General features: G+C 65.4%; 17 protein-coding genes, 1 other RNA gene and 1 pseudogene. 10 read left to right on the top strand and 9 right to left on the bottom strand.

Translation table 11 applies throughout. From position 1 onward, the window contains the following. Window positions 1–52: 52 nt before the first annotated feature. Together FHY19_RS05880 and FHY19_RS05875 are read right to left on the bottom strand one after the other, a co-directional pair. A non-coding RNA gene (locus FHY19_RS05880) (sX9 sRNA) lies at window positions 53–128 on the bottom strand. Between the two features lie 184 nt (window positions 129–312). After that, a complete protein-coding gene (locus FHY19_RS05875; RefSeq protein WP_259156410.1) occupies window positions 313–1,485 on the bottom strand; it encodes an OprO/OprP family phosphate-selective porin in 1,173 nt (390 codons plus the stop codon). Between the two features lie 284 nt (window positions 1,486–1,769). Between FHY19_RS05875 and FHY19_RS05870 the strand changes: the two genes are divergently transcribed. Both FHY19_RS05870 and FHY19_RS05865 read left to right on the top strand, forming a co-directional pair. Next, on the top strand, window positions 1,770–3,116 hold the full coding sequence (locus tag FHY19_RS05870) for a dicarboxylate/amino acid:cation symporter (RefSeq protein WP_259156409.1): 1,347 nt from the start codon (window positions 1,770–1,772) through the stop codon (window positions 3,114–3,116). Between the two features lie 199 nt (window positions 3,117–3,315). Further along, window positions 3,316–5,625, top strand: coding sequence for an NADP-dependent malic enzyme (locus tag FHY19_RS05865; RefSeq protein WP_259162926.1), 2,310 nt, complete (start codon window positions 3,316–3,318; stop codon window positions 5,623–5,625). Window positions 5,626–5,956: 331 nt separating this feature from the next. On the opposite strand, the pseudogene FHY19_RS05860 reads toward FHY19_RS05865, so the two are convergent. Beyond that, window positions 5,957–9,217 (bottom strand): annotated as a pseudogene (locus tag FHY19_RS05860) (GH92 family glycosyl hydrolase); the annotation flags it as partial. Window positions 9,218–9,668: 451 nt separating this feature from the next. Between FHY19_RS05860 and FHY19_RS05855 the strand changes: the two are divergent. From FHY19_RS05855 to FHY19_RS05840, 4 genes are all read left to right on the top strand, one after another. Further along, entirely contained in the window at window positions 9,669–9,923 is a 255-nt protein-coding gene (locus FHY19_RS05855) for a hypothetical protein (protein ID WP_259162910.1), read from the top strand. Window positions 9,924–10,027: 104 nt separating this feature from the next. Then, window positions 10,028–10,225: a zinc-finger domain-containing protein gene (locus FHY19_RS05850; protein ID WP_259162906.1), complete on the top strand. Its 198-nt coding sequence runs from the start codon at window positions 10,028–10,030 to the stop codon at window positions 10,223–10,225. A gap of 10 nt (window positions 10,226–10,235) precedes the next feature. Further along, on the top strand, window positions 10,236–11,348 hold the full coding sequence (locus FHY19_RS05845; RefSeq protein ID WP_259162902.1) for a glycosyltransferase: 1,113 nt from the start codon (window positions 10,236–10,238) through the stop codon (window positions 11,346–11,348). Next, window positions 11,329–12,663 carry an O-antigen ligase gene (locus FHY19_RS05840; RefSeq protein ID WP_259162901.1) on the top strand — a complete coding sequence of 445 codons (1,335 nt, stop codon included), beginning with the start codon at window positions 11,329–11,331 and terminating at the stop codon, window positions 12,661–12,663. The genes FHY19_RS05845 and FHY19_RS05840 overlap by 20 nt, the downstream gene beginning before the upstream one ends. A gap of 85 nt (window positions 12,664–12,748) precedes the next feature. On the opposite strand, the gene FHY19_RS05835 is transcribed toward FHY19_RS05840, so the two are convergent. Beyond that, window positions 12,749–13,669: an LpxL/LpxP family Kdo(2)-lipid IV(A) lauroyl/palmitoleoyl acyltransferase gene (locus FHY19_RS05835; RefSeq protein ID WP_259156401.1), complete on the bottom strand. Its 921-nt coding sequence runs from the start codon at window positions 13,667–13,669 to the stop codon at window positions 12,749–12,751. 76 nt (window positions 13,670–13,745) lie between these two features. Between FHY19_RS05835 and waaA the strand changes: the two genes are divergently transcribed. After that, window positions 13,746–15,062 (top strand): lipid IV(A) 3-deoxy-D-manno-octulosonic acid transferase, encoded by a 1,317-nt coding sequence (gene waaA / locus FHY19_RS05830; protein WP_259162900.1) that lies wholly within the window; start codon window positions 13,746–13,748, stop codon window positions 15,060–15,062. A gap of 285 nt (window positions 15,063–15,347) precedes the next feature. Here waaA and FHY19_RS05825 read toward each other — a convergent pair whose 3' ends face one another. From FHY19_RS05825 to FHY19_RS05810, 4 genes are all read right to left on the bottom strand, one after another. Continuing rightward, complete coding sequence (locus FHY19_RS05825; protein WP_259162894.1) at window positions 15,348–15,710, bottom strand: hypothetical protein; 363 nt, start codon at window positions 15,708–15,710, stop codon at window positions 15,348–15,350. Window positions 15,711–15,975: 265 nt separating this feature from the next. Continuing rightward, window positions 15,976–17,349, bottom strand: a complete 1,374-nt coding sequence (locus FHY19_RS05820) for a TolC family outer membrane protein (protein WP_259162892.1) — start codon at window positions 17,347–17,349, stop codon at window positions 15,976–15,978. Between the two features lie 20 nt (window positions 17,350–17,369). Then, complete coding sequence (locus FHY19_RS05815; protein ID WP_259162886.1) at window positions 17,370–18,026, bottom strand: protein-L-isoaspartate O-methyltransferase; 657 nt, start codon at window positions 18,024–18,026, stop codon at window positions 17,370–17,372. Window positions 18,027–18,154: 128 nt separating this feature from the next. Beyond that, on the bottom strand, window positions 18,155–18,808 hold the full coding sequence (locus FHY19_RS05810) for a TetR/AcrR family transcriptional regulator (RefSeq protein ID WP_259162883.1): 654 nt from the start codon (window positions 18,806–18,808) through the stop codon (window positions 18,155–18,157). A gap of 329 nt (window positions 18,809–19,137) precedes the next feature. Between FHY19_RS05810 and FHY19_RS05805 the strand changes: the two genes are divergently transcribed. Continuing rightward, a complete protein-coding gene (locus FHY19_RS05805; RefSeq protein ID WP_259162882.1) occupies window positions 19,138–22,140 on the top strand; it encodes a ligand-binding sensor domain-containing diguanylate cyclase in 3,003 nt (1,000 codons plus the stop codon). A gap of 101 nt (window positions 22,141–22,241) precedes the next feature. Continuing rightward, a complete protein-coding gene (locus FHY19_RS05800) occupies window positions 22,242–22,523 on the top strand; it encodes a hypothetical protein (RefSeq protein ID WP_259162874.1) in 282 nt (93 codons plus the stop codon). 193 nt (window positions 22,524–22,716) lie between these two features. Here FHY19_RS05800 and FHY19_RS05795 read toward each other — a convergent pair whose 3' ends face one another. Next, window positions 22,717–23,595 (bottom strand): LysR family transcriptional regulator, encoded by an 879-nt coding sequence (locus tag FHY19_RS05795; RefSeq protein WP_259156387.1) that lies wholly within the window; start codon window positions 23,593–23,595, stop codon window positions 22,717–22,719. A gap of 118 nt (window positions 23,596–23,713) precedes the next feature. Between FHY19_RS05795 and leuC the strand changes: the two genes are divergently transcribed. Continuing rightward, window positions 23,714–25,153 carry a 3-isopropylmalate dehydratase large subunit gene (gene leuC / locus FHY19_RS05790; protein ID WP_259162872.1) on the top strand — a complete coding sequence of 480 codons (1,440 nt, stop codon included), beginning with the start codon at window positions 23,714–23,716 and terminating at the stop codon, window positions 25,151–25,153. Window positions 25,154–25,176: the final 23 nt, after the last annotated feature.

Below are 25,176 nucleotides of genomic sequence, written 5' to 3'. Positions count from 1 at the left end.
AGTATGGCGGTCTGCTCCCGCACGCGCAGCCATCGCCTGACCGTGTGCCTGCCGCCCAAGCGCGGTAGCGAGCAGTCGTGAGGTGAATGTGGATGGCGCGGAGGGACCGGAGTGCATGCGCGGTCCATGCCGCAGCGCGCACCCGCCGCGCCCGGCTGGCGGTGAGCGCCGTCGTTTTGCTGGCTGCCCTGAACGACAACGGCCGCACCCGTGACAGGATGCGGCCGTCTCGGAACGGCTGCTGCCATTGGCAACGACAGCAGCCCAGTGCGCGGCACCGGTTGCCCGCGCGCTGGAATGCCACAGCGCTGCTTAGAACTGCACCTGCGCGCGCAGCTCCATCACGTGCGGGGTTTCATGCACGCCATTGCGCGAGGAATCCACCCAGCTGTAGTTGGCCTGGAACTTGAAATGGCTGGTGAGGTACCAGTTGGCGCCGATGGTGGTGTCGTGCTGACGGCCGCCGTGGACGTTGTTGTCTTCCAGATTCAGGCGGCTGTAGCGGGCGGTCAGTTCGACTGCGCCGTAGTCGTGTGCGGGCTTGATGTTGCCCGGCACGCCGCCGGCATAGCTGCGCGACTCGCCGGTCAGCGACCAGGTGCCGTACACGTACTGGCCCTGCGCGATGAAGTGCGGCAGGTTGTCGTTACGCGCCACTTCGGCACGCAGCGCTTCGCTCTGCAACGAGAACGGGCCATTGATCCAGACCGCTTCCACGCCGGTGCGGATCACGTGATCCACATCGAGGATGGTGCCGGTGTCGATCAGACGCACGTCGGTCAGGCCGGCTTCCGGGCGCGCGCGCAGGCGCACGCGCGGGCTGAACGACACGCCGCGGCCGTCGCTGAAACCACGCGGGTTTTCCACCGAGCCGGCGATGCCCAGATGCAGCACGTTGCCTTCGGCCTTGAACGGGGTCCACGCCGCATGCACGGCCTGGGTGGTGCCGGGGTTGTCGCCCTGTAGATCCTTGCCGCCGTAGGCGCCGGCCTGCAACAGGTACTGCTGACGCTCCAGGGTCCACTCCACGCCGGTACGCCGGCCCTGGAACACCGCCTGCACCGGCAGGCCCAGCTCCATGAAGCTGCCCGCACGCGAGCTCTGCACCGCTTCCAGACCCACCGGCACCTTCATGTAGCCCAGCCGCACGCGGCCGTAGTCCTGGCCCAGCAGCGCCTTGGTCTCGAAGCGGTAGAACACGTCCAGCCACAGCTTGGCTTCGAAGTCGAAGTACACCATGGCGTCGTAGACGCCCTTCTTCTTGATGGTGGCGCCGAATTCCTTGCGGCGGAAATCGGTGCGGTCTTCCAGGCGGTCGTCGCCGGAAAAGTTGTTGTCGTCGTAGGCGTAGTTGCCGGTCAGGCCCAGCTCGGTGCCATCACCGAAGGTGTACTTGGTGGGCCAGTTTTCGATCGAGGTGGCTGCATTGGCAGCGGCGGGGACGATGGCAATGGCCAACGCCAGGACAAGCGGATTGAGGCGCATAGGAGTGGTCTTCGGCAATGAAAGGGGCCGGGCGTCCTGCCATGGCGGTCGCACTGAACAGCTTCAGCAAGCGCGCAGGTTCCGGACGGCCAACAACACAGGAATCGGTGTCTGCGTTAAACGGAATTAACGGCCGGTGGCGGCGCGGCTGAAGTGTAAGGCGACGTTCAGCCCGCCGACAGTGCGTAGTACCAATGGGCTATCGGCCCGGGCTGCGACGTACGGCCAGAATGCCCGCACCGGGTGCCTGCTCAGGCACCCTCCAGTTCCCTCGGAGTGGTGTCATGCACATCAGCAAGCCTGCCGGCCCCTTGCCGGCGCCCGTTCCCTTTTACCGTCAGCTGTATTTCCAGGTAGTGGTGGCGATCGTCCTGGGTGCCCTGCTGGGCCATTTCGAGCCGGCCTTTGCCGAAAGCCTCAAGCCGCTGGGCGATGCCTTCATCAAGCTGGTGAAGATGATCATCGCCCCGGTGATCTTCCTGACCATCGTCACCGGCATCGCCGGCATGACCCACCTCAAGACGGTGGGCCGGGTCTTCGCCAAGGCGATGACCTACTTCCTGTTCTTCTCCACGCTGGCGTTGATCGTGGGCATGATCGTGGCGCACGTGGTGCAGCCCGGCGCCGGCATGAACATCAACCCGGCCGAGCTGGACCAGAGCGCGGTCAATACCTACGTGCAGAAGTCGCACGAGCTGAGCCTGGTCGGCTTTTTGATGGACATCATCCCGGCCACGCTGATCAGCGCGTTCGTCGATGGCAACATCCTGCAGGTGCTGTTCGTGGCGGTGCTGTTCGGCATCGCGCTGGCGCTGGTGGGCGAGCGCGGCCGCCCGGTGCTGAGCTTCCTGGAAGCGCTGACTGCGCCGGTGTTCCGCCTGGTGCATATCCTGATGAAGGCCGCGCCGATCGGTGCGTTCGGTGCGATCGCCTTCACCATCGGCAAGTACGGGGTGGAATCGCTGGTCAATCTGGCCTGGCTGGTGGGCTCGTTTTACCTGACCTCGTTGTTCTTCGTGCTGGTGATCCTGGGCATCGTCTGCCGGTTGTGCGGCTTTTCGGTGCTCAAGCTGATCCGCTACCTCAAGGCCGAGTTGCTGCTGGTGCTGGGCACCTCCTCGTCGGAGTCGGCACTGCCGTCGCTGATGGAGAAGATGGAAAAGGCCGGCTGCCAGAAGTCGGTGGTGGGCCTGGTGGTGCCGACCGGTTACTCGTTCAACCTGGATGGCACCAACATCTACATGACCCTGGCCGCCTTGTTCATCGCCCAGGCCACCAACGTGGACCTGACCCTGGGCCAGCAGATCACCCTGCTGGCGGTGGCGATGCTCAGCTCCAAGGGCGCGGCCGGCGTGACCGGCGCCGGCTTCATCACCCTTGCCGCCACGCTGTCGGTGGTGCCGGACGTGCCGGTGGCCGGCATGGCGCTGATCCTGGGCGTGGACCGCTTCATGAGCGAGTGCCGCTCGCTGACCAACTTCATCGGCAACGCAGTCGCCACGGTGGTGGTGTCGCGCTGGGAAAATGCGCTGGACCGCGACCAGCTCAAGCTGGTGCTGGATGGCGGCTCGCCGCCGCTGCAGGCACCGGTGGCCTCGACCGACGTCGTCGCCCCGATCAGCGCGCGCTGATGCTTCCTACGGCCCTGTTTTCTGTCGGCGCTGCCGGCAGGATGCAGGGCCGTTTTTGCTTCGAGCCAGACCCTGGCCGCAGTGCACGACGCGCTGCAACATGCGATTTCCCTGCCGCGGCGACAGCTGCGCGACAGGCCCTTGTTCAGGCAGGAGGGTAGAATTCAGCCCTCCTGCGCCTTCGAGACCCACAACGCCGATGTCCAACGACGACTTCAAACAGGCCGCCCTCGACTACCACCGCCAGCAGCCGGCCGGCAAGATCAAGGTCACCGCGACCAAGCCGATGCTGACCCAGCGCGATCTGTCGCTGGCGTATTCGCCGGGCGTGGCCTTCGCCTGCGAGGCGATCGTCGAGGAACCCACCCAGGCCAGCGAGCTCACCGCGCGCGGCAATCTGGTGGCGGTGATCACCAACGGCACCGCCGTGCTGGGCCTGGGCAACATCGGCCCGCTGGCCTCCAAGCCGGTGATGGAAGGCAAGGGCGTGCTGTTCCAGAAGTTCGCCGGCATCGATGTGTTCGACATCGAGATCAACGAGAACGACCCGGACAAGCTGGTCGACATCATCGCTAGCCTGGAGCCGACCTTCGGCGGCATCAATCTGGAAGACATCAAGGCGCCGGAGTGCTTCATCGTCGAGCGCAAGCTGCGCGAGCGCATGAACATCCCGGTGTTCCATGACGACCAGCACGGCACCGCAATCATCGTCGGCGCCGCCGTGCTCAATGCGCTGGTGGTCACCGGCAAGAAGATCGAAGAGGTCAAGCTGGCCACCACCGGCATGGGCGCGGCCGGCATCTCCTGCGTCAACATGCTGGTCTCGCTGGGCCTGAAGCCGGAGAACATCCTGGCACTGGACCGCGATGGCGTGATCCACACCGGCCGCACCGACCTGGACCCGGACAAGCAGCGCTACGCGCGCGACACCGACAAGCGCACCCTGGCCGAGATCGTCGAGGGCGCGGACATCTTCCTGGGCCTGTCGGCGGCCGGCATCCTCAAGCCGGAGATGGTCGCCAGCATGGCGCGCCAGCCGGTGATCTTCGCGCTGGCCAATCCCAACCCGGAAATCACCCCGGAAGCGGCCAAGGCGGTGCGTCCGGATTGCATCATCGGCACCGGCCGCTCGGACTACCCGAACCAGATTAACAACGTGCTGTGCTTCCCGTATCTGTTCCGCGGCGCGCTGGACGTGGGCGCCACCGGCATCAACGAGGAAATGAAGATTGCCTGCGTCAAGGCGATCGCGGCGATGGCGCGGCGCGAGGCCTCCGACCTGGGCGCGGCCTACGGCGGCGAGACCCCGAGTTTCGGCCCGGAATACCTGATTCCGCGTCCGCTGGACCCGCGCCTGCTGGTGGAGCTGTCGTCCGCCGTTGCGCAGGCGGCGATGGACTCGGGCGTGGCCACGCGCCCGATCACCGACATGGAGGCCTACCGCGACAAGCTCGGCCAGTTCGTCTACCGCACCAGCCTGATGATGAAGCCGGTCTACGACCGCGCGCGCGCCGACAAGCAGCGCGTGGTGTATGCCGAGGGCGAAGAGGAAGTGGTGCTGCGCGCGGTGCAGAACGTGGTCGACGAAGGCCTGGCGTTCCCGATCCTGATCGGCCGCCCGGACGTGATCGAAGCGCGTATCGAACGCATGGGGTTGCGCCTGACCGCCGGGGTGGATTTCGAGATCACCAACATCCTCGACGACCCCCGCTTCAACGATTACTGGCAGTACTACCACGCGCTTACCGAGCGTCGTGGCGTGACCGTCACCGCCGCCAAGGAACTGATGCGCTCGCGTCCGACCCTGATCGCCGCGGTGATGGTGGCGCGCGGCGAAGCCGATGCGATGCTGTCGGGTGTGGTCGGCCGCTTCCACAAGAAGCTGGGCTACGCCCGCAGCGTGATTCCGCTGGAACCGCGGGTGAGCTCCACCTCGGCGATGACCGGCGTGATCAACCAGCTGGGCGTGTTCTTCTTCCTGGATACGCATGTGCAGGAAGACCCGACCGTCGAGCAGGTGGTCGAAGCCACGCTGCAGGCTGCATACCGCCTCAAGCTGTTCGGCATCGAGCCCAACATCGCGCTGCTGTCGCACTCCAACTTCGGCAGCCACGACTCGCGCGATGCGCTGAAGATGCGCCAGGTGCGCGAGGCCCTGCTCAAGCGCAAACCCGAGCTCAACATCGACGGCGAAATGCAGGGCGACACCGCCTGGGACGAAGCGCTGCGCAAGCAGATCATGCCCAACAGCACGCTCAAGGGCCGCGCCAACCTGTTCGTGCTGCCGAACCTGGAAGCGGCCAACATCGCCTACAACCTGGTGCGCGTGTTCACCGACGGCGTGGCGATCGGCCCGATCCTGATGGGCATCTCCAAGCCGGTGCACATCCTCACCACCAGCGCCACCTCGCGCCGGGTGATGAACATGACCGCGATCGCGGCGGTGGATGCTCAGATCCGCAGGCAGCGCGATGCCGAGAAGATCGCTAGCGAAAAGAGCGGTAGCTGAGATCCGCCCACCAGGAAAACACCGAATACCTGCCCGCTAGCGGCACTACACGAACCGCTCCAAAGCCCCTCTCCCCCCGGGGCGACAAGGCACTGCTTGCGCGCCACTGGCACGCGTGCCTTGAAGCGCCCGCGCCGCAAGCGCGGGCCGGGGCGCGGAGCGGGGTTTGGGGAGAGGATACGGTTCACCTGAGCTGCCGACCTTGCAGCGGGACCTAGCTCCGGCGGCAGTCACGCGAATCTAGGTCGCACGCGTGCACGGTAGCCACGTGCCCTCAAAAAGCCGTGCGCCGTCGATTCGATAAACCTCTGCCTCTCGATAGACCTCCACCTCACCGCACCGCAGGCTCCGCCCCCAACAACTCGATCTCCGCCAGCTGCACCTTCGCAGGCGCGTTGAATCGCAGCCGATACTCGGCATAGACGCCAGGGGTGGCAATACGAAACGGCCGCGTCTGCAACGGCCATTCGAATGTCTCCTCACGGCGCTGATCGACCACCTTCCACGCACCATCAGCCATGCGTGCCTCCAGCGTCCATCCACTGGACGCAATGGCCGCATTGCCGTTGGTCAGCGTGTAGAGCATCGGCATGCCGCGCGCAATGCCGCTGAAGGTCAGCGTCGATGTGGATGCAACTGCAGCCACCGTTTCCGCATCGTCGTCATGCAACGCAGCGACATCACCACCATCGTCCAGCGTGATGCGCGCGGTATCTCCGAGCAGATCCTGCAGCGGGGCAGGGCGCTCCCCGGGCGCAGTCAATGACGGCGGCACAGCGTCAGGGCCAGTGCCCCAGCGCGAAGGCGTCGGCCCCATCACGAAGTCCAGCGTCGCGCCCTTGGCGATGTCTGCATGCGCCAACCATGTCTTGCGCCAGGGCTTGCCGTTGACCTTGAGCGATTGCACGTACACGTTTTGCGGCGAATTCTGCGGCGCATTGACCACCAGCGTGCCGCCATTGGGCAGACGCACGCTGGCATGCTTGAACAGCGGTGAGCCGATCACGTATTCCGGCGCGCCCATGCGCAACGGATACAGGCCCAGTGCCGCGAACAGATACCACGCCGACATCTCGCCGTTGTCTTCGTCGCCGGCATAGCCCTGGCCGATCTCGCTCCCCAAATACAGGCGTGACAGGATCTCGCGCGTCAGTTGCTGGGTTTTCCACGGTTGCCCGGCGAACAGATACATCCACGGGATATGGTGTGCGGTCTGGTTGCTGTGCGCATACATGCCCATGCGCACGTCGCGCGCCTCGGTCATTTCGTGGATGGTGTCGCCGTAAGAGCCGGCGAACCTGGCCTCGGCGGTCTCGGGGGTGGCGAAGAACGTATCCAGCTTCGCTGCCAAACCGGCGCGTCCTCCATACAACGCCGCCAGGCCTTCGCCATCGTGCGGTGCGGTGAACGCAAACGTCCAGCCGCTGGATTCGGTGTAGTCGTTGCCCCAGACGCGCGGATCGTAGTGCGCCGCATCCACGCGCCAGCTTCCATCGACGTTGCGTCCCTGGAAAAAGCCGATCGCCGGGTCGAACAATGCCGCATATCCCGCTGCCCGCTGCCGGAAATACAGCGCCTCGGTTGCATACCGCTCGCGCACCTTAGCCTTGGTCGTCTGCATGGCCAACGCGTCGGCCATGTTGGCGATGCCGAAGTCGTTGAGCGCGCCTTCCATCGACCACGACATACCTTCGTGGGTGTCGGTATCGACGTAGCCGCGGAAGGTCGAGCGCGCCATGCCCTTGCGGCCCACGTGGCGATCCGGCGCCACCACGGTCGCGTTCTTGAGCGCAGCCGCGTATGCCTCGGCCGGATCGAAGCCTTGCACGCCCTTCAGCCAGGCATCGGCAAACGCCACATCGGAACTGGTGCCGACCATCAGGTCGGCATAGCCGGGCGAAGACCAGCGCGCAATCCATCCTCCTGCACGCGCTTGTTCGACAAAGCCCTGCACGAGGCGTCCGGCATCGTCGGGCGTAAACAGCGCATACGCCGGCCATGCGGTGCGAAAGGTGTCCCACAGCCCGTTGTTGACGTAAACCTGGCCATCGCGGATCGGTGCAAAACTGCGCGCCGCGCTGCCCTCGATGTTGTCGTCCGACCAGCTGTTCTGGCTTGCGTAACGCCAATCCGGCGCGTCGTTGCTTGCTGCGTTTTCATGCGCGGAGTTCGGGTACAGATGCAGCCGATAGAGATTGGAATACAGCGTGGTCTTCTGGTCGGCAGTCGCATCGGGCACGTCGAGCCGCCCCAGCAACGCATCCCAGGCGTCCTGCGCTTGCGCGGCGATCTGCTCGAAGGACGCCTGCGGTGCGATCTCCAACGCCAGATTGTGTCTGGCCTGCTCGAGCGAAATCAGCGAGGTGGCGATGCGCATCTGCACCTGGCGCGTCGTGCCCGCATCGAACTTGATCCAGCCGGTGGGCCGCCCGGTATCGATGCGGCCACTGGCCGTCCACGGCCGATCGAAGCGTGCATACACGTACATGCGCGTTGCACCGGTCGACAGCCCGCTGCGCACATCGGTGTAGCCGGACAATGTCTGCGTCGCGGCATCCAGGTGTAGCCCGCCGCGCGCATCCACATTGTCGAACAACAGATTGGCATCGCCGTGATCCGGGAAGCGAAAGCGCAACAGCGCCGCGTGATCGGTCGGAGCGATGTCGGCGTGCAGGCCATTGTCGAACTGCACCGCGTAGCGATAGGGGCGTGCTACTTCATTGACATGCGAAAACGCCAGCGCACGCTTGCTGCGATCGGCTTCCGGCACGCCCGCGCCAAGCGAGGGCATGACCTGAAAGGTCTGCCGGTCGCCCATCCACGGACTGGGTTGGTGACTCAGCGACAGCGCCTGCAGGCGTGGCCGGTTGTCGGCGTCGTTGTGCTCGTTCCAGCGGTACAACCAGGTCAGCGTCCCCGCATCGGTTACCGGCGTCCAGAAGTTGAACCCATGCGGCACCGCCGTCGCAGGAAAATTATTGCCGCGCGAGAACGTGCCATTGGACTGCGTGCCGCGCGTGGTCACCACCCAATCCGATGGGCGCGCCGGCGTAGGCAGCGGCGCATCGCCCAGCGCGATGTCGTCGATCCAGCCGGCAGCGGCTGCGCCCGCCGGTGGTGCGATGTCGAGCTCGATCGCACGCACGCGGCGCCCGCGCAGCCCGGCCACCTCGCCCAGGCGTACTTGCTTGCGTGCCCACTGCTGCGGATACAAGGTCTTCGATTGCCCCTGCGCTCGTGCGCCCATCGCCACGCCATGCTGGTCCAGCGCCGACGTGGCGGACAAGCGCGTGCCATCGTCGAAGACCAGATCCAGCGACACGTAGGTCGAGGCAACATGATCGGCGCCGACGCTTTCCGGAAGCACCATCCACGACAGCGTTGTGTCCGCACCGACCGCGACGTCGGTGCGGAACAGGCGGATGCGGTGGTGTGCGCCGCCAAGGCTGTAGCGCAAGGCGTGGGCGCCGCTGTAGCCCGCCTCCGGCTTGGCGGCAAAGGGGGCGTTGGGGCCGGTGCCGACAGCCACAGCGAGGTGCTGCGCCGCGTCCGTGATGGGCGCGGGCTCTCCTGGCTCGAACGAGGTGGAGAACGCCGGTGGCGTGCCTGCCCGGGCCATCTGCGGCGTCGAAACGAGGAGCGACGCAAGCAGGCTGGCGTGTGCAATGACGGATCGAATCACGTTAGGCGGGTCCTTAACTAAGGTGCTGCGACGGGCGGGTGCGGCGGGAGCGGGATGGATGCATGGTCAACTGCGGCGCTCGCGCCATCACCGACGACAAGGCGCCCCGATGCTGGTCAAAGATGCCCGGACAGGCAAGCGAGCGCGGCCAGATCGCTGCGCGCGCGGCTGCGATCGGCATCGCTGTCTTCGGGTGCGCTTGAGCAAGGTCGCGTCCTGCAGCAATTCCGTCCGCACGCAGCGCTGTCGGACATGGTCCCGGTGCGATGCATCGGGAGTGGTCACCGGGCGGGTTTTGTATGACTATCCAGAGGTCGACGATCAAGGCAAATGACATGGAGCAGGCACAATGAAGTGGTCGATGGGTCTCAGGAGCGCCGTGGTGGCCGCCAGCATGCTGCTGTCGGGCTGTGCAAGTGACGATTGGGCGACGGTGGACGCGTCGTCTCCGCCTGCCGATTGCCTGGTGGGCAACGACGATGGCCCGGTGGCGCCGGCTGGCGCCACCGGTGCGCGCAGCCAGCACGATTCGCGCTGCGATCCCGCCAGGCGAGCGGAGTCCACCGGCATGCGTGCCGACCCGATCAAGCCGAACTTCGGCAAGCGGAACCAGTGAGGCGCCAAGCGGCGTGCTGCGGCACCGATCGGTGCCGCGGCCGCTCTTGCAACGGCCAGCGCTGCTAGAATGCTGGCCGTTCCCCACCGCTTGCGATGTACGCCATGAGCCAAACCGCCACCGCGCCCGCCAATGCCGAAAAGCGTTACACCGTGCAGCGGGCAGACCTGCCGCTGAGCTGCCCGACGCCGCAGATGGCGCTGTGGAACTCGCATCCGCGTGTGTACCTGCCGATCGAGGACGAACCCAACAGCGAGGCCAAGTGCCCGTACTGCGGCGCGTTGTTCGTGCTCGCCGACTGATCCTGGCCGGATGCACCGCCTGACCGTGGTGCAACTGCTGCCGGCGCTGCAGTCCGGCGGCGTGGAACGCTCCACCCTGGAAGTGACCGCTGCGCTGGTGCGCGCCGGCCATCGCGCCGTGGTCGTGTCGGCGGGGGGGCGCCTGGTTCCGCAATTGCTGGACGCCGGCGGTGAGCACCTCACCCTGGATATCGGCCGCAAGTCGCTGCTGACACTGCGCCATGTGGTCGGTTTGCGCCGTCTGTTCGCCGAACTCGGTGCCGACATCGTGCACGCGCGTTCGCGGCTGCCGGCCTGGCTGGGCTGGTACGCGCTGCGCGGCCTGCCTGCCGCCACGCGTCCGCGCCTGGTCACCACCGTGCACGGACTCAACTCGCCCAGCCGCTACAGTGCGGTGATGACCTATGGCGAACGCGTCATCTGCGTCTCGCAGACCGTGCGCGACTATGTCTGCACGCATTACCCGCAAACCGATCCAAACCGTTTGCGCACGATTCCGCGCGGCGTCGACATCGCACAGTTTCCGCGTCGCCTGCGACCGGATCGGCGCGCACGCAGCTGGGCCCAGACCCTGCTGCCCGGTCTGCCTCCCGACGCGCCGCTGCTGCTGTTGCCGGGGCGCGGTACGCGCTTGAAGGGGCATGCCGATGGCCTGCAACTGCTGTCCGATGTGCGCGCTGCCGGCGTGCCGGCCTGGTTGTGGCTGCCGGGTGCACGCGAGCCGGGGCGCGAGGCGTATGTGCGCGAGCTGGAAGCCGAAGCAGCGCGATTGGGTGTGGCCGAGGCGGTCGCCTTCACCGCGCCCACCGCGCGCATCGCCGATGCCTATGCCGCCAGCGATCTGGTGCTGCAGCTGTCGCACAAACCCGAAGCCTTCGGCCGTACCGTGGTCGAGGCCTTGTCGGTGGGCCGGCCGGTGCTGGGCTGGGCGCATGGCGGCGTTGGCGAACTACTCGCCGAGCTGCAGCCTGGCGGCGCGGTGCCGGCCTTCGATACCGAAGCGTTGCGCGCCCAGGCGCTTGGGCTTCTGCAGCATCCGCCGACACCCCCGGCGGTGCTCCCCTATACGTTGCAGGCCATGCAATCGGCCACCTTGAAAGTCTATGACGAACTCCGCCGTTGACGCACCCGTAAGCGCGCCCGCACTCACGCCCGATGCCGGGCGTTGGGCGCCGCTGTGGGTGCTCCTGTTTGTCGCGCTGTGGCCTACACCGGGCCTGGCCGAAACCGTGCTGTCGCTGGGCGCACTGTTTGCAGCCTACCGTTTGCTGCACGCACGTTTTCGCGGCGGCACGCGGCTGCTCAGCGGTGCGGCCTGGGCGCTGACCAGCGTGCTGTTCTTTGCGTACTGGCTGCCGCAGATGCTGTCCGCGTTCGATGCGGTGGATGTCGGTCGCGCGCTGCGCAAGTCGGCCAGCGACCTGCGCTATCTGCCTTTCATGTGGCTGTGCGCGATTGCGGTCGCGAACGCGCAGCGGCGCCGCCGCACCTTTATCGGCCTGGCGGCGATCGGCGGGGTGTGGACGCTGGATGCGCTGTTGCAGGCCGCCATCGGCAGCAGCCCATTGTTCTTCGCGCTGGATCAACTCAAGCAACTGATCAGCGGCCATGGGCTGTGCACGCCGCAGGAGCTGGCACTGGTCGACCGCCTCAGTGGCGTGCTGGGGCCGTGCAATCTCAAGTTCGGGCAGACCCTGGCCAGCCTGTCGCCCTTCCTGCTGTTGGCGCTGGGACGACGCAACGTCTGGGCCTGGGCAGGCGCTGCGGCGGCGGTCGGCGTGGTGCTGGTGTTGGCTGGGTCGCGCGCCTCGTGGATCACCTACGGCGTGATCGTGCTGCTGTCCGGCTGGCAACTGCTGGGCGGCCGGCGCCTGCTGGCAGTTGCGGTGGCCGGGGTGCTGCTTGCCGGTGGCGTGGTGGCGTTGGCACCGCAGGCGCGAGAGCGCATCCAGCGCACGACGCTGGCGTTCGGCAATGGCGAACAGGGCGTTGATCAGGCCTTGTCCGGGCGCGGCCAGATCTGGGGCGCGGCGTTGTGCATGATCCGCGCGCATCCGCTCAACGGCGTGGGCGCGCGGGGGTTTCGACAGGCGTATCCGGCCTGCAATCCGGCGCCCGCGCAGGCGCCGGCCTGGGGCGATGGCCCGGCTTTCCACGCGCATCAGATCGTGCTGGAAATCCTCGCCGAAACCGGTGTGATCGGCTTGCTGCTATGGCTGGCCGGTGCGGCGCAGGCGTGGCGTGCGTGGCGCTATTCGAGTGTGGCTGCACGCGAGCAGGCGCGCCCGGCGATGATTGCGCTGGTGGCCACCGTGTTCCCGCTCAATACTCATCTGGCGTTCTACTCCAGCTTCTGGGGCGGGCTGAGCCTGATGCTGGCCGGCTTGTATGCCGGCGCATTGCTCAACGACGATGCGGATCAGACGCCGCCGGGCTGATTGGCCTGCATTGAAACCGCGCGTGTCGGTGCGCGACGTCGCCTGCGCGGTCTGTCATCTGCGGCTCGCCACCCGCAGCGCCGGTTCATTGATAGAACGCGCTGCGCCCACCCGGCTGACGCTTGAAGCGGCGATGGATCCACAGGTATTGGTCCGGCGCCTCGCGCACCATGTCCTCGATCGCCGCATTGACCTGCGTGGTATCGGCGATCACATCCTCCGACGGAATGCCTGCCAGCGGCGGTGCGATCTTGAGGATGTAGCGGCCGCCTTCGCGGCGGTGGAAGTACGGCACTACCGCGCAACCGGTCAGCCGCGCCAGCTGGTGGGTGGCCGTGATGGTGGAGGCCGGATGCCCGAAGAACGGCACGAACACGGTGTCCTTGCCGCGCATGTCCTGGTCCGGCGCGTACCACAGGAAACCGCCGCGTTTGAGGTGTTTGATGGTGGCGCGCAGATCCTCGTTGGCGAACATGTGCGTGGCGTAGCGCAGCCGCCCGCGCTTGACCGCCCATTCGAACACCGGGTTGCGATGCTTGCGGTACATGCCGGCCAGCGGCACATGGTCGCAGAGCAGGCGCCCACACATTTCCAGTGTCATGAAGTGTCCTGACACCAGCAGCACGCCGCGTTTTTGCTCCTGCAACTGTTGCAGATGTTCCAGCCCTTCGACCTGCACGCCCGGGCGAATGACCTCGATGCTGCCCCACCAGGCGCGCGCGAACTCGAACAGGCCCACGCCCAGCGCATCGAAACTATCGCGCAGCAGTCGCGCCCGCCAGGCATCGTCCTGCTCGGGAAAGCACAGCTTGAGGTTGACCTCGGCCGCGCGCCGACGCGTGCCCGCCACGCGCATCGCGATCCAGCCAACGCCACGCCCTATTGCGCGCTGCAGTGTCCAGGGCAGGCGCCCGGCCAGCACCATCACCGCAAGGCCCAGATACATGGGCCAGTGCCTGGGGTTGCGCAGGGAGGGGCGGACGGCGACGTTTGCGGGCTCGGACATGGTGCAATTCTAAGGGATCGTGCGCATCGGACAGCGTGCACATGCGCACGTGCGGGCGCTCCCGTATCCTGCACGGATGCGGAAAGACCCGATCGAATGGCTGTTGCGCGGGCTGTACTCGGCGCTGCTCTACCTGTTGTTGCCGGTCACGGTGTACCACCTGGTCTGGCGCGGTTTCCGTGTGCGCGAATACTTCAACCGCTGGAACGAGCGCTACGCCTCGTACACGCATGCCTGCGGACGTCCGCGGGTGTGGGTGCATGCGGTGTCGGTGGGCGAGGTCAATGCGGCCGCACCGCTGGTCAACGCCCTGCGAGCGCAGCGCCCGGATATCCGCTGGGTGATCACCACCATCACGCCTACCGGTTCCGAGCGCGTGCGCGCGGTATGGGGCGATGCGGTGGACCATGTGTATCTGCCCTACGACGTACCCGGCAGCGTGGGGCGGTTTCTCGAGCATTTCCGCCCGCGCCTGGCGTTGATCCTGGAAACCGAGCTATGGCCGAACATGTTGTTCGGTTGCCGCGACCGCAAGATCCCGCTGTACATCCTCAACGCACGCCTGTCGGCGCGCTCGCTGCGTGGCTACCGCGTGCTGGCGCCCTTGATCAGCCGCGCGCTGCGCACGGTGACCTGCGTGGCGGCGCAGTCGCACGACGATGCGGAGCGCTTCATCACCCTTGGCGCACGCCCGGACCAGGTCGTGGCGCTGGGCAATCTCAAATTCGACATCGCCGCCCCCGACCAATTGCAGGCGCTGGTCGCGCAGTTCCGCAGCCACGTGCCGGCAACCCGGCCGGTGTGGATTGCCGCCAGCACGCATGAAGGCGAAGAGGCGGCGGTGGCCGATATCCATGCGCAGTTGCTGACGCAGTTCCCGGACCTGCTGCTGCTGTGGGCGCCACGTCATCCCGAGCGCTTTCCGAAAGTGGAGGCACTGGCGCGCGAGCGCGGCTGGCGCGTGGCTACACGCAAGGCGCAGCAATGGCCGCAAGCGCGCGACACGGTCTTCGTGCTCGATACGCTGGGCGAACTGATGAGCTTCTACGCATGCGCGCAGGTCGCTTTCGTCGGCGGCAGCCTGCAGCCGATCGGCGGACACAACCTGCTCGAACCTGCGGCAGTCGGCACGCCGGCGGTCACCGGCCCGCATCTGCATAATTTTTCGGAAATCTCGCGGCGCATGCGCGACGCCGACGCAGTGGCTATCTGCGAGGATGCCGACTGTGTCTATCGCGATCTCGCACGTTTGCTCGGCGACCCGGCGCAGCGCGAAGCGATGGCTGCCGCCGGCCTTGCGCTGGTCGCCAATGGCAAGGGTGCGGTCGCCCGCACGCTGGTGCAGATCGCACCGGACCTGCCGGCAGTGGTCGGGGAGGGCAGTGCGTCTTAAATGATGTTGACTGATCTCATCATCATGATGCCTATTGTCCAGCAAAATGAGCGCTTCGGATAAGTCGTTTCTAATTTAACGTTCGATCTGTTTTCGAATGTTTGTGGCTTGAATCTTGATTGTAAATTAAATTAAACGACTATAAATTTCTGAGATTTAATGTGTTGGTCGTTTTGTGGGTATCGTCTTCGTGGCCGGAGTGCAGCATCAATCCTATCTTGCAGGGGCTGATGCTGCACACTACTTTGGTCCGATAAGATGGTTGTTGAAAGTGGCTGCTCTGCGTCAGCCTGATGCGCAGATGGTGTATACGTTTATCACCACCGGGCCGTTGGTATATCCATAGGTGCGCCAGCCATTGCCTGAAGGATAGCTGCCAACGACGGAAAAACGGCCCAAATTCATGTTCTCCTGGAGATTGCTGTTTTCAGCGCGCCGCCCCCAAAATCTGACGACATTTGGATCTCCAGTATTCCATCCGCCAGAGATAGGAGTGAACCCGGCTGGGCACTGTGGGGTGGCGTCGACGGTCCCCCCAATGTCGCGTGCATATCCCTCTGTGATTGTCTGGTAGGTTGCGGCTTCGGCTGTGGATACTGCGGAAAACGACATCGCGATTAAAAGAATAGACGAAAATTCGATTTTCATTCCATCTCCTTCACTGAAATAAAGTGCTATTGCTGCGTGGTTGCGCGCCTTGGTTATGGGTAGCGCTGCACCAAGTTATGGCAGGACATTTTCTCGGTAAATCGTGGATTCGATAATTCAGGGGTGGGTGACTTCTCATTTGGTTGTAGGAAAATAAGAAGGGTTCATGCGTCTATGTTGTGGAGCTTGTCGACCTTGCAGATGGAAGAGGTGGCAAAAAAAAAGCGGGCATAGCCCGCTTTTTTTTTGTGCTGAGGAATGGCAGCTATTGCAACGAGCCACTGCCCTGCAGCTTGGACTCGGCATCCTGCGACAGCAGGCGATTCACGTCCTGCAGGTCGGTGATGTCGAGTTTGCCGATGGCCTGGCCGAGCAGTAGGCGATTCTGGAGGAAGGTGTAGCGCGACTGCGCGTAGTTCAACTGCGCCTGGAACAGGGTGCGCTGGTTCTGCACCACGTCCAGCACGGTCCGCGTACCGACTTCCAGGCCGACCTGCGAGGCATCGTAGGCGGCCTGCGCAGAGACCACGGCAAGCCGGCGCGCTTCCACTTCGCTGATGCCGGCCACCACGGTCTGATAGGCATTGCGCGTATTGCGGTCCAGCGCGCGCTTCTGCTGTTCGTAGGTGTCCTGCTGGATATCGCGACGCGACAGCGCCTGGCGCACGGCCGACTGCGTTGCACCGCCGGCGAAGATCGGGATCGACACGCTGATGCCGATGGAGTCGGTATCGATGTCGCGGCCCTGAGTCGTGAACACGCCGCTTTCAGCGGCTCCGGTGCCCCAGCTATTACTACGTCCCACACTGCCAGTCAGGTTGACCGTGGGCAGGTGACCTGCACGCGCGGCATTGACCTGAGCCTCGGCTGCGCTGACCTGCAACTGCTGCGCCTTCAACGCCGGGTTGTCGGCGATGGCACTGGCCACCAGTTGGTCGACATTGCTGTATGCAGAAGGCACTTCCGGGCGGAAATCTTCCGGAAGTGCACGCAGGCCCACCACCGGCTGGCCAGTGAGTTCAGTCAACGCCTGGTAGTAATCCTTGAGCGTATTGCGGGCGTTGATGGTGTCGGCACGCGCCTGGTCGTACTGGGCGCGGGCTTCGTGTACGTCGGTAATCGGCGCCAGCCCCACTTCAAGACGCTTGTCGGCATAGTCGAACTGCTTCTTGGCGGCTGCTTCGTTGGTTTCCGCCGCAGCCAGCGACTCGATACCGACCAACACCTGGAAATACGCCGCGGAGGTACGGGTGATCAGGTCGTTGTTGGCCGATGCCAGGGTGAAGTCTGCCGCCTTGGCCACTTCGCGCTGCGCACGCAGGGTGGCAAATTGCGACCAGTTGAAGATTGTCTGCGAACCTTGAACTTGAGTGGAGCGCGACGACGTCGTGATGCGGCCATCTTGGCCTTCAATTTCACGGTGAGACTTGCTGTAGTCATACGCGCCGTTGAGCTGTGGCAACAATGCCGCACGCGCCTGCACCTGTCCCTCCCGATTCACCAGCCGCGTGGACTCGGCCACGGCCAGCTGCGGGTCGCCATTGCGGGCCATTTCGTACACCTGCAGCAGATCGGTGGCGTGCGCGGCCATCGGTGACAGGGCGGCGGCCAGGGCCAGGACGAGGGATCGGCGGATCATCGGGGAAGCTTCCTTGGGAATCAGAATTGGAATCGGGGCGTCGGTGCGGCGCCCTGGAGATAGGCGAGGTCGGTTTCGAACAACGACTCGATGCGCGGGGCGTTGACGTCGCCACGTACCAGGACCGCTTCCATCACCGGTGCGTGACCGCGCACGACGAACAGCCGGCCGTTCGGGCGCAACCACTGCAGCCACTGGGCCGGCAGCGTGTCGACCGCACCGGTCACGCAGACGGCATCGAAGCGACGCTCGCTCTGCCAGCCGAACACGTCGGCGGTTTCGATACGGACATTGCTGCCCAGGCCGGTGGCGTCCAGGTTGGCGCGCGCGGCGGCGGCCAGTGCCGGGTCGATCTCCAGGCTGACCACTTCGCGCGCGAGTGCGCCCAGGCAGGCGGTGGAAAAACCGGTGCCGGTGCCGACTTCCAGCACGTCTTCGCCCGGCTGCAGATCCAGCGCCTGCAACATGCGGCCCTCGACCACCGGCTTCATCATCTTGTCGCCGGCCGACAGCGGAATTTCCACGTCGACATAGGCCAGGGTCTTGTAGGCGTCCGGCACAAAGGCCTCGCGCGGCAGGCGCGCCAGCACGTCGAGCACGCGCAGGTCCAGCACGTCCCACGGCCGGATCTGCTGTTCGACCATCTTTTCGCGGGCCTGGGTGAAATCGATCGTCATGGTGCGGTTATCCAACGCGGTGGGGCGAACATTTTACCGGTGCACGCGGCAACTGGCGCATCTAGCATCGCTGCGCGCCGGCCGCTGGCGCAGTGCCGGAAGTCATCGCCACCAAAGGCCGGGGGCGATCAGCGGGGCGCATACGCCCTCAAAAAGAAGTCCACGCTGGACTGGATGTGCTCATCCACCTGCGTGCGGGTGGGCTGGCCGTGCAGGCCGCACATCATCAGGGCATACAGCTCGCCCTTGAGCAGGCAGAAGAATTGCGAGGCCGCGCGCGCCAGATCGGCGATGTCGAGCTGGCCGTCGGCCACGCGCGCCGACAGAAAATCCGCCAACGCCTGTTGGGTCCGCTTGGGGCCGGCTTCCCAGAACATTTCGCGGACATGCACATCGCCGGTGCCTGGCGCCATCATCATGCGGTGCGTGGAAATGGCCGACTCGGTGCTGACCATGGCGAAGAACGCATGGGCGATTTCGATCAACTGGTCGCGCAGTGCGCCCTTGGGCGCGTGGTCGAACAGGTCGTCCGGCATCATCTCCTGGCACTGCGCGCGGATCGCCTCGGAAAACAGGCTCTCCTTGTCGCCGAAGTGGCTGTAGACGGTGAGCTTGGAGACGCCGGCCTGGGCGGCGATGCCATCCATGCTGACCCCGGCATAGCCTTGCTCCATAAAGAGCGCGCGGGCAGCGCCGAGGATGGCGGCACGTTTCCCAAGGTCCTTGGGACGCCCGGGGCCGTTGCTCTTGGCCTTGGACTTGAGGGAGGGCGAGCTGGACATACGGCCAATACTAGACCATCGGGTTCTATATTTATACTCGACGGCCTGAACGCATCAGGGCATGGGACGCTTCGGCTGATCGGCCTGGCGTGGCCGAGTCACCGGACCATGCCTCAGCCAGGCTGCAATGCCAGTGCTTCATGCCCCAAGCCATGCAGATCATGATGGGCATTCATTGTTTCAATTGAATGCCTCCCGGTGTCATGGTCCGACCGGCAGCTGTGGGGAATCCACCTAGGGCGGTCCGAAAACCCCGGTGATAGATTGCCCCAGGCCTGCCGGTACATACCGTCACGCATGGCCAGCGGCACGGATGAGGGGCAGGGAACGTGGACAGGGTCGGGGCGCAGACGCATGCAAGCCGCGTTCGCAGCACGCGCGTGCTGCGGGCGGCCTTCGTGTGGCTGTGGTTCGGGCTGTGCTGCGGGATGTGCGGCATGCCCGCGGCTGGCGCGCAGGCGCTCGATCACACCGCTTATCACACGGTCACGCGCTGGAACATGGACGACGGCCTGCCGCATAACCTGGTGCACGCCGTGGCCCAGGGCGAAGACGGACTGATCTGGCTGGGCACCTGGGAAGGCGTGGCGCGCTTCAACGGCCGCGATTTCACCGTGTACGACCGCCAGAACACACCGGGTGCCGAACTGGGAGGCGTGTTCGTGGTGGTGCGCGACAGCACTGGCGGCATGTTGTTCGGCACCGCATTCGACGGGGTCTATCACTATCAGGATGGCCACTGGCAACAGCTGGGCGACGCGACGGCGCGGCATCTGGCGGTCAGCGCGTTGTTGCGCCGGGCAGACGGAGCGTTGTGGGTGGGGACGCCGCAGACGCTATACCGGATCGAAGCCGATGGGCGCCTGGTCGATGTGGGGCGCCAGACGGACCTGCCGCGCGCGCGCATCACTGCGTTGTCGGCCGACGACCACGGCGATCTGTGGGTGGGCACCGAGGTCGGGTTGTATCGCCTGCCCGGCAATGGCAGCGCTGCCGAGCCCTGGGGCAGGACGCATGGCATGCAGGCAACGCCAGTGCGTCGGCTTGCCAGCGATCGCCAGGGCGGCCTGCTGGTCGCCGGCGATGACGGCGTGTGGTGGTGGAGTCGCGGCGGCGGGCTGCAGCGGTTTCGCCAGGGGCAGCGCGTGGATGCCCTGTTGCTGGATCGGAGCGGGCATCTGTGGATGAGCATGCCCAGCGGGACCTTGGTGGTGCATGGCGGGGCTGGTGTGCCGGACGAGCAGATTTCGATCACCGGCGTCGCCAGCCCCGCGTTGCTGGAAGATGCCGAAGGCCTGATCTGGGTCGGCAGCACGCACGGCCTGTTCCGGATTGCCGAAGGCGCCGCGCACGGCGTGACCCATGACGACGGCCTGGCCTCCGATTACGTGCGCACCGTGTTGCAGACCGGCAATGGCACCGTGTGGGTGGGCAGCGCGGTGGGCCTGGACCGCTGGCGCGACGATCAGATCGATCGCATCGCGCTGTCGCCGGCCCAAGGCGGTCGCGTGCTGGAGCAGTCGGTGTTGTCGCTGGCCGATGCCGGCGATGGCGGGGTCTGGGCCGGTACCTACAGTCAGGGCGTGCTGCGGCTGGATGCGCAGGGCAAGGTGCTGGTGCGCATCGGCGCGGGCGATGGACTGCCGTCGCTGTCGGTGCGCGCGGTGTTGCCCGATGGCGACGATCTGTGGATCGGCACCACCGGTGGGCTGGCGCACTGGCGGCAAGGCAAGGTCCGCCGCTACACCGCGGCCGATGGCGTGCCCGACGGCTCGGTGCAGGCGCTGTATCGCGACACGCAGGGCATCCTCTGGATCGGCACCGATCGCGGCATGACCGGGCTGTCGCCGGGCGGCAGCACGCGCGCCTGGCTGGGCGAACAGGACTTCCCTGGGCAGAACGCCTTCGACTTTTTGCGCGATGCCGGCGGCGATCTATGGATCGCCAGCGATCGCGGCCTGTTGCGCCTGCAGGGCGACCATTTTCGCGTCTACGACCACCGCGTTGGACTGCCGCGCGACAAGGTGTTCCGCGTGATCGACGACGGCCGCGGCTATTTGTGGTTGTCCAGCAACCACGGCGTCTTCCGCATCGCGCGCAACAACTTCGACCAGATCGATGCCGGTACCCGCGAACAATTGAGTGTGGAAGTGGTGGACCGCAGCGATGGCATGCCCAGCAATCAGGGCAATGGCAGCAGCGCGCCGGCCGGCTGGCTGACGCAGTCCGGGCAGTTGTTGTTTCCCACCTCGGCCGGGCTGGGCGTGATAGATCCGGCGCGTGTCGGCACCTTGCAAGGCCATCGCGTGCCGATCGTGTTCGAGCGCTTGCTGGTCGACGGCATGGTGCAGCCGTTGAGCGGCCCGCATCAGCTCGGCGCCGAGACCCGCCGTATCGCAATCACCTATGCCGGACTCAATTTTCGTGGGCCGGACAAGGTGCGTTACCGCTATCGCCTGGAAGGTTTCGACCCGGAGTGGGTGGATGCCGACAACGCGACCGAAGCGGTGTACACCAACCTGCCGCCGGGCCGTTTTCGCTTCCGCGTGCAGGCGATGTCGCTGCCGGTGGACTGGCGTCAGACCGCGCTGCTGGGAGAATCCAGTCTGGTCATCGCACTGGCGCCGCCCTGGTGGCGCCGTAGCGAAGTGATCGCATTGGGCATCCTTGCGCTGGCCAGCCTGATTTACGGGTTTTACCTGTGGCGCACGGCCAGCTACCGGCGCCGTCAGCGCCAACTCAATACCGTGATCGACCGGCGCACCCGCGAACTCAGCGACAAGAACCTCGCCCTGCAGCAGGCCAGCCAGGAGCGCGAAGCGTTGATGCGTCAGCTGGAATACCGCGCCAGCCACGATGTGCTGACCGCATTGCCCAACCGGCGCGAAGCCGAGCGCGTGCTGCAACAGTGGTTCGACGCGGCGCGTGGCGGTGGTCCCGCGCTGGCGCTGGCATTGATGGATATCGACCACTTCAAACACATCAACGACCAATACGGTCACGACGTCGGCGATGCGGTATTGAGCGCACTGGGCGAGGCATTGAGCGACCAGGATCGGGCGCAGTGTTTCGCTGCGCGCCATGGCGGCGAAGAGTTTCTGCTGGCCGCCACCGGACTGGATGCCGAACAGGCGCGCGCGCTGTTCGAATGCATGCGACAACGGCTGGCGACGATCGACGTCGATGCGCACGGCATTACGGTGCGGTGCACCGCCAGCATGGGCATGGCGATGAGCGATGAGGCGCCAACCCGGCGCGAACTGCTCGCATTGGCAGATCGCCGCCTGTATCAGGCCAAGCGGCATGGGCGCGATCGGCTGGTGGGGCCGTAAGGAGGGCAACGACGCGCTGGTGCCGTGCAGACGCGATAAGTGACCCAGGTGGCGTGTTTCAAGCACGTGGTGTTGTATCGAATCGTGGGGCGCAGGTGCTTATGTTGCTGATATGGGTGTTGCTTGCTTACCTTGCACTGCTTGGGCTAGACGCAGCGATCAACGAGATGGATTTTCGCCGTAGCCCGGACAAGGGCGAGCGTTACAGGTTGTTGCCACTGCCTTACAAGCTCTGTTGCTGGTTCGGCGTGATTCCGCTCTGCGTTGGCATGCTTTTCTGGCATGGCGCGCTAGGTGTTGTGGTATGCATTGCTCTTGCCGCCTTGCAAAGTGCTTGTGTGCGGTGGTACCAAAAGGCCGGGCTATTGCCGCGCAACGACTGAGCTGCAAAAAACGTACGTGAGGTTGTCTTGGACGCTCCAGGGAAGCTCTGAACAAGCCGTTCATAGCCTGCCGATCGACGTCCAAGACAGGCCGGGTCGCTCGCAAGTGTTCAATTTTTTCATCAATGACGATTGTCGCGATTAGGCCAGATGGCAGGTTCTCTCAGGGGGCCTTGAGTTGTTCGCAGGCTCCCTAGGGCTGTTCTTGTTGCGCATGCAACAACGCAACGAACGCTTGCGCGGCACGCGACAAGGTGCGCCCGCCATGCGTCACGCATCCCAACTCGCGCGATAGCGCTACATCGGCCAGCGGCAGCGCCACGATCTGATGGTCGATCATGCGCTCCGGCAGCACGCTCCAGGCCAGCCCCACCGACACCAGCATCTTGATCGTCTCCAGGTAGTTGGTGGTCATGCGCAGATGCGGCACCAGGCCACGCTCGGCGAACAGCCCGGCCACGATGCGGTGGGTGAAGGTGCCCGGATCCGGCAGCACCGCCGGATGCGCCACCACATCGTCCAGCGCCACCTCACGCAGGGCGGCCAATGGATGATCCGGCGCCACCACGAACTGCAGGCGGTCGTGCCAGATCGGCTGCGCGCGCAGCGGCGCACGCGTCTCCGGTGCCAGGGTGGTCACCGCCAGTTCCACCTCGCCACGCAGCACCGCCGCATAGGCCAGTTCCGAGTCCAGAAACTGGATATCCAGCGCGGCCTGCGGATGTTGCGCGGCAAAGCGGCGCAGCAACGCCGGCAGCCGATGCAGCCCAACGTGGTGGCTGGTGGCCAGGCTCAGGCGCCCGCCGACCGAAGCGCCCAGGTGTTCCAGCACGCGGCGCGTGTCTTCCAGCTCGGCAAGGATGCGTTGGGCGCGCGGCAACAAGGCCTGGCCGGCCTCGGTCAGCACCACCTGGCGGCCCAGGCGATCGAACAGCCGCGCGGATAGTTGCCCCTCCAGCAAGGCAATACGCTTGCTTACCGCCGGTTGGGTCAGATGCAGCGCCTCACCGGCCGCCGAAAAGCTGCCGCTGTCGGCGATCGCCACGAAGGCGCTGAGGCTCGCCAGATCCATGCCATTCCTGAAATTCATTTGTTGAATAAACAATATGAATTTGCGTTATCCAATTCAAGCTCCTAGCATCGAATGCAGCCAGGTGGGGCTCCCACCATCCGCCAACCGGATCGCCGCAATGACTGCCAAGACGCTGTACGACAAGCTGTGGGACCTGCACGAGGTCACGCGCCGCGACGATGGTTCGTCGCTGATCTACATCGACCGCCACATCCTGCATGAAGTGACCTCGCCGCAGGCGTTCGAAGGCCTGCGCCTGGCCGGGCGCAAGCCGTGGCGCATCGATGCCAACATCGCCACGCCCGACCACAACGTGCCGACCACGCGTGCCGAGCGGCAGGGCGGCCTGGAGTCGATCGCCGACGAAGTCTCGCGCCTGCAGGTGCAGACCCTGGACGAGAACTGCGACGACTTCGGCATCCTCGAGTTCAAGATGAACGACGCGCGCCAGGGCATCGTGCATGTGGTCGGCCCGGAGCAGGGCGCCACCTTGCCGGGCATGACCGTGGTCTGCGGCGATTCGCACACCTCCACGCATGGCGCGTTCGGCGCGCTGGCGCACGGCATCGGCACCTCCGAGGTCGAGCATGTGCTGGCCACGCAATGCCTGATCGCCAAAAAGATGAAGAACATGCAGGTGCGTGTCGAAGGCACGCTGCCGTTTGGCGTGACTGCCAAGGACATCGTGCTGGCGGTAATCGGCAGGATCGGCACCGCTGGCGGCAACGGGCATGCGCTGGAATTTGCCGGCAGCGCGATTGCCGCGCTGTCGATGGAAGGGCGCATGACCATCTGCAACATGTCCATCGAAGCCGGTGCGCGCGTGGGCATGGTGGCAGTGGACGACAAGACCATCGCGTACGTCCAAGGCCGCCCGTTCGCGCCCAAGGGTGCGGATTGGGACGCTGCCGTGGCGCTGTGGAAGACGCTGGTCTCCGACCCGGGCGCGCACTTCGACACCGTGGTGGAACTGCGTGCCGAGGACATCAAGCCACAAGTGAGCTGGGGCACCTCGCCGGAAATGGTGCTGGCGGTGGATCAGCAGGTGCCGGACCCGGCAACCGAACAGGATCCGACCAAGCGCGACTCGATCGAGCGCGCGCTGAAGTACATGGGGCTGAAGGCCAATCAGCCGATCACCGAGATCCGCCTGGACCGCGTGTTCATCGGCTCGTGCACCAACTCGCGCATCGAAGATCTACGCGCGGCCGCTGCGGTTGCGAAGGGCCGCAAGGTCGCCTCCACCATCAAGCAGGCGCTGGTAGTGCCGGGCTCCGGTCTGGTGAAAGCGCAGGCCGAGGCTGAAGGCCTGGACAAGGTGTTTCTGGACGCCGGCTTCGAATGGCGCGAGCCGGGTTGCTCGATGTGTCTGGCGATGAACCCGGACAAGCTGGGCAGCGGCGAGCATTGTGCCTCCACCTCCAACCGCAACTTCGAAGGCCGCCAGGGCGCCGGCGGCCGCACCCATCTGGTCAGCCCGGCGATGGCCGCAGCGGCGGCGGTGAGTGGGCACTTCGTCGACGTGCGTGACCTCCAGGGAATCGAGAATCGGGAATAGGGAATCGCAAAGTCCTGCTTCCC

The sequence above is a fragment of the Xanthomonas sp. 4461 genome (assembly GCF_024806475.1).
Lineage (GTDB): Bacteria > Pseudomonadota > Gammaproteobacteria > Xanthomonadales > Xanthomonadaceae > Xanthomonas > Xanthomonas arboricola_F.
This window is presented reverse-complemented; position numbering and strand designations above follow the sequence as displayed.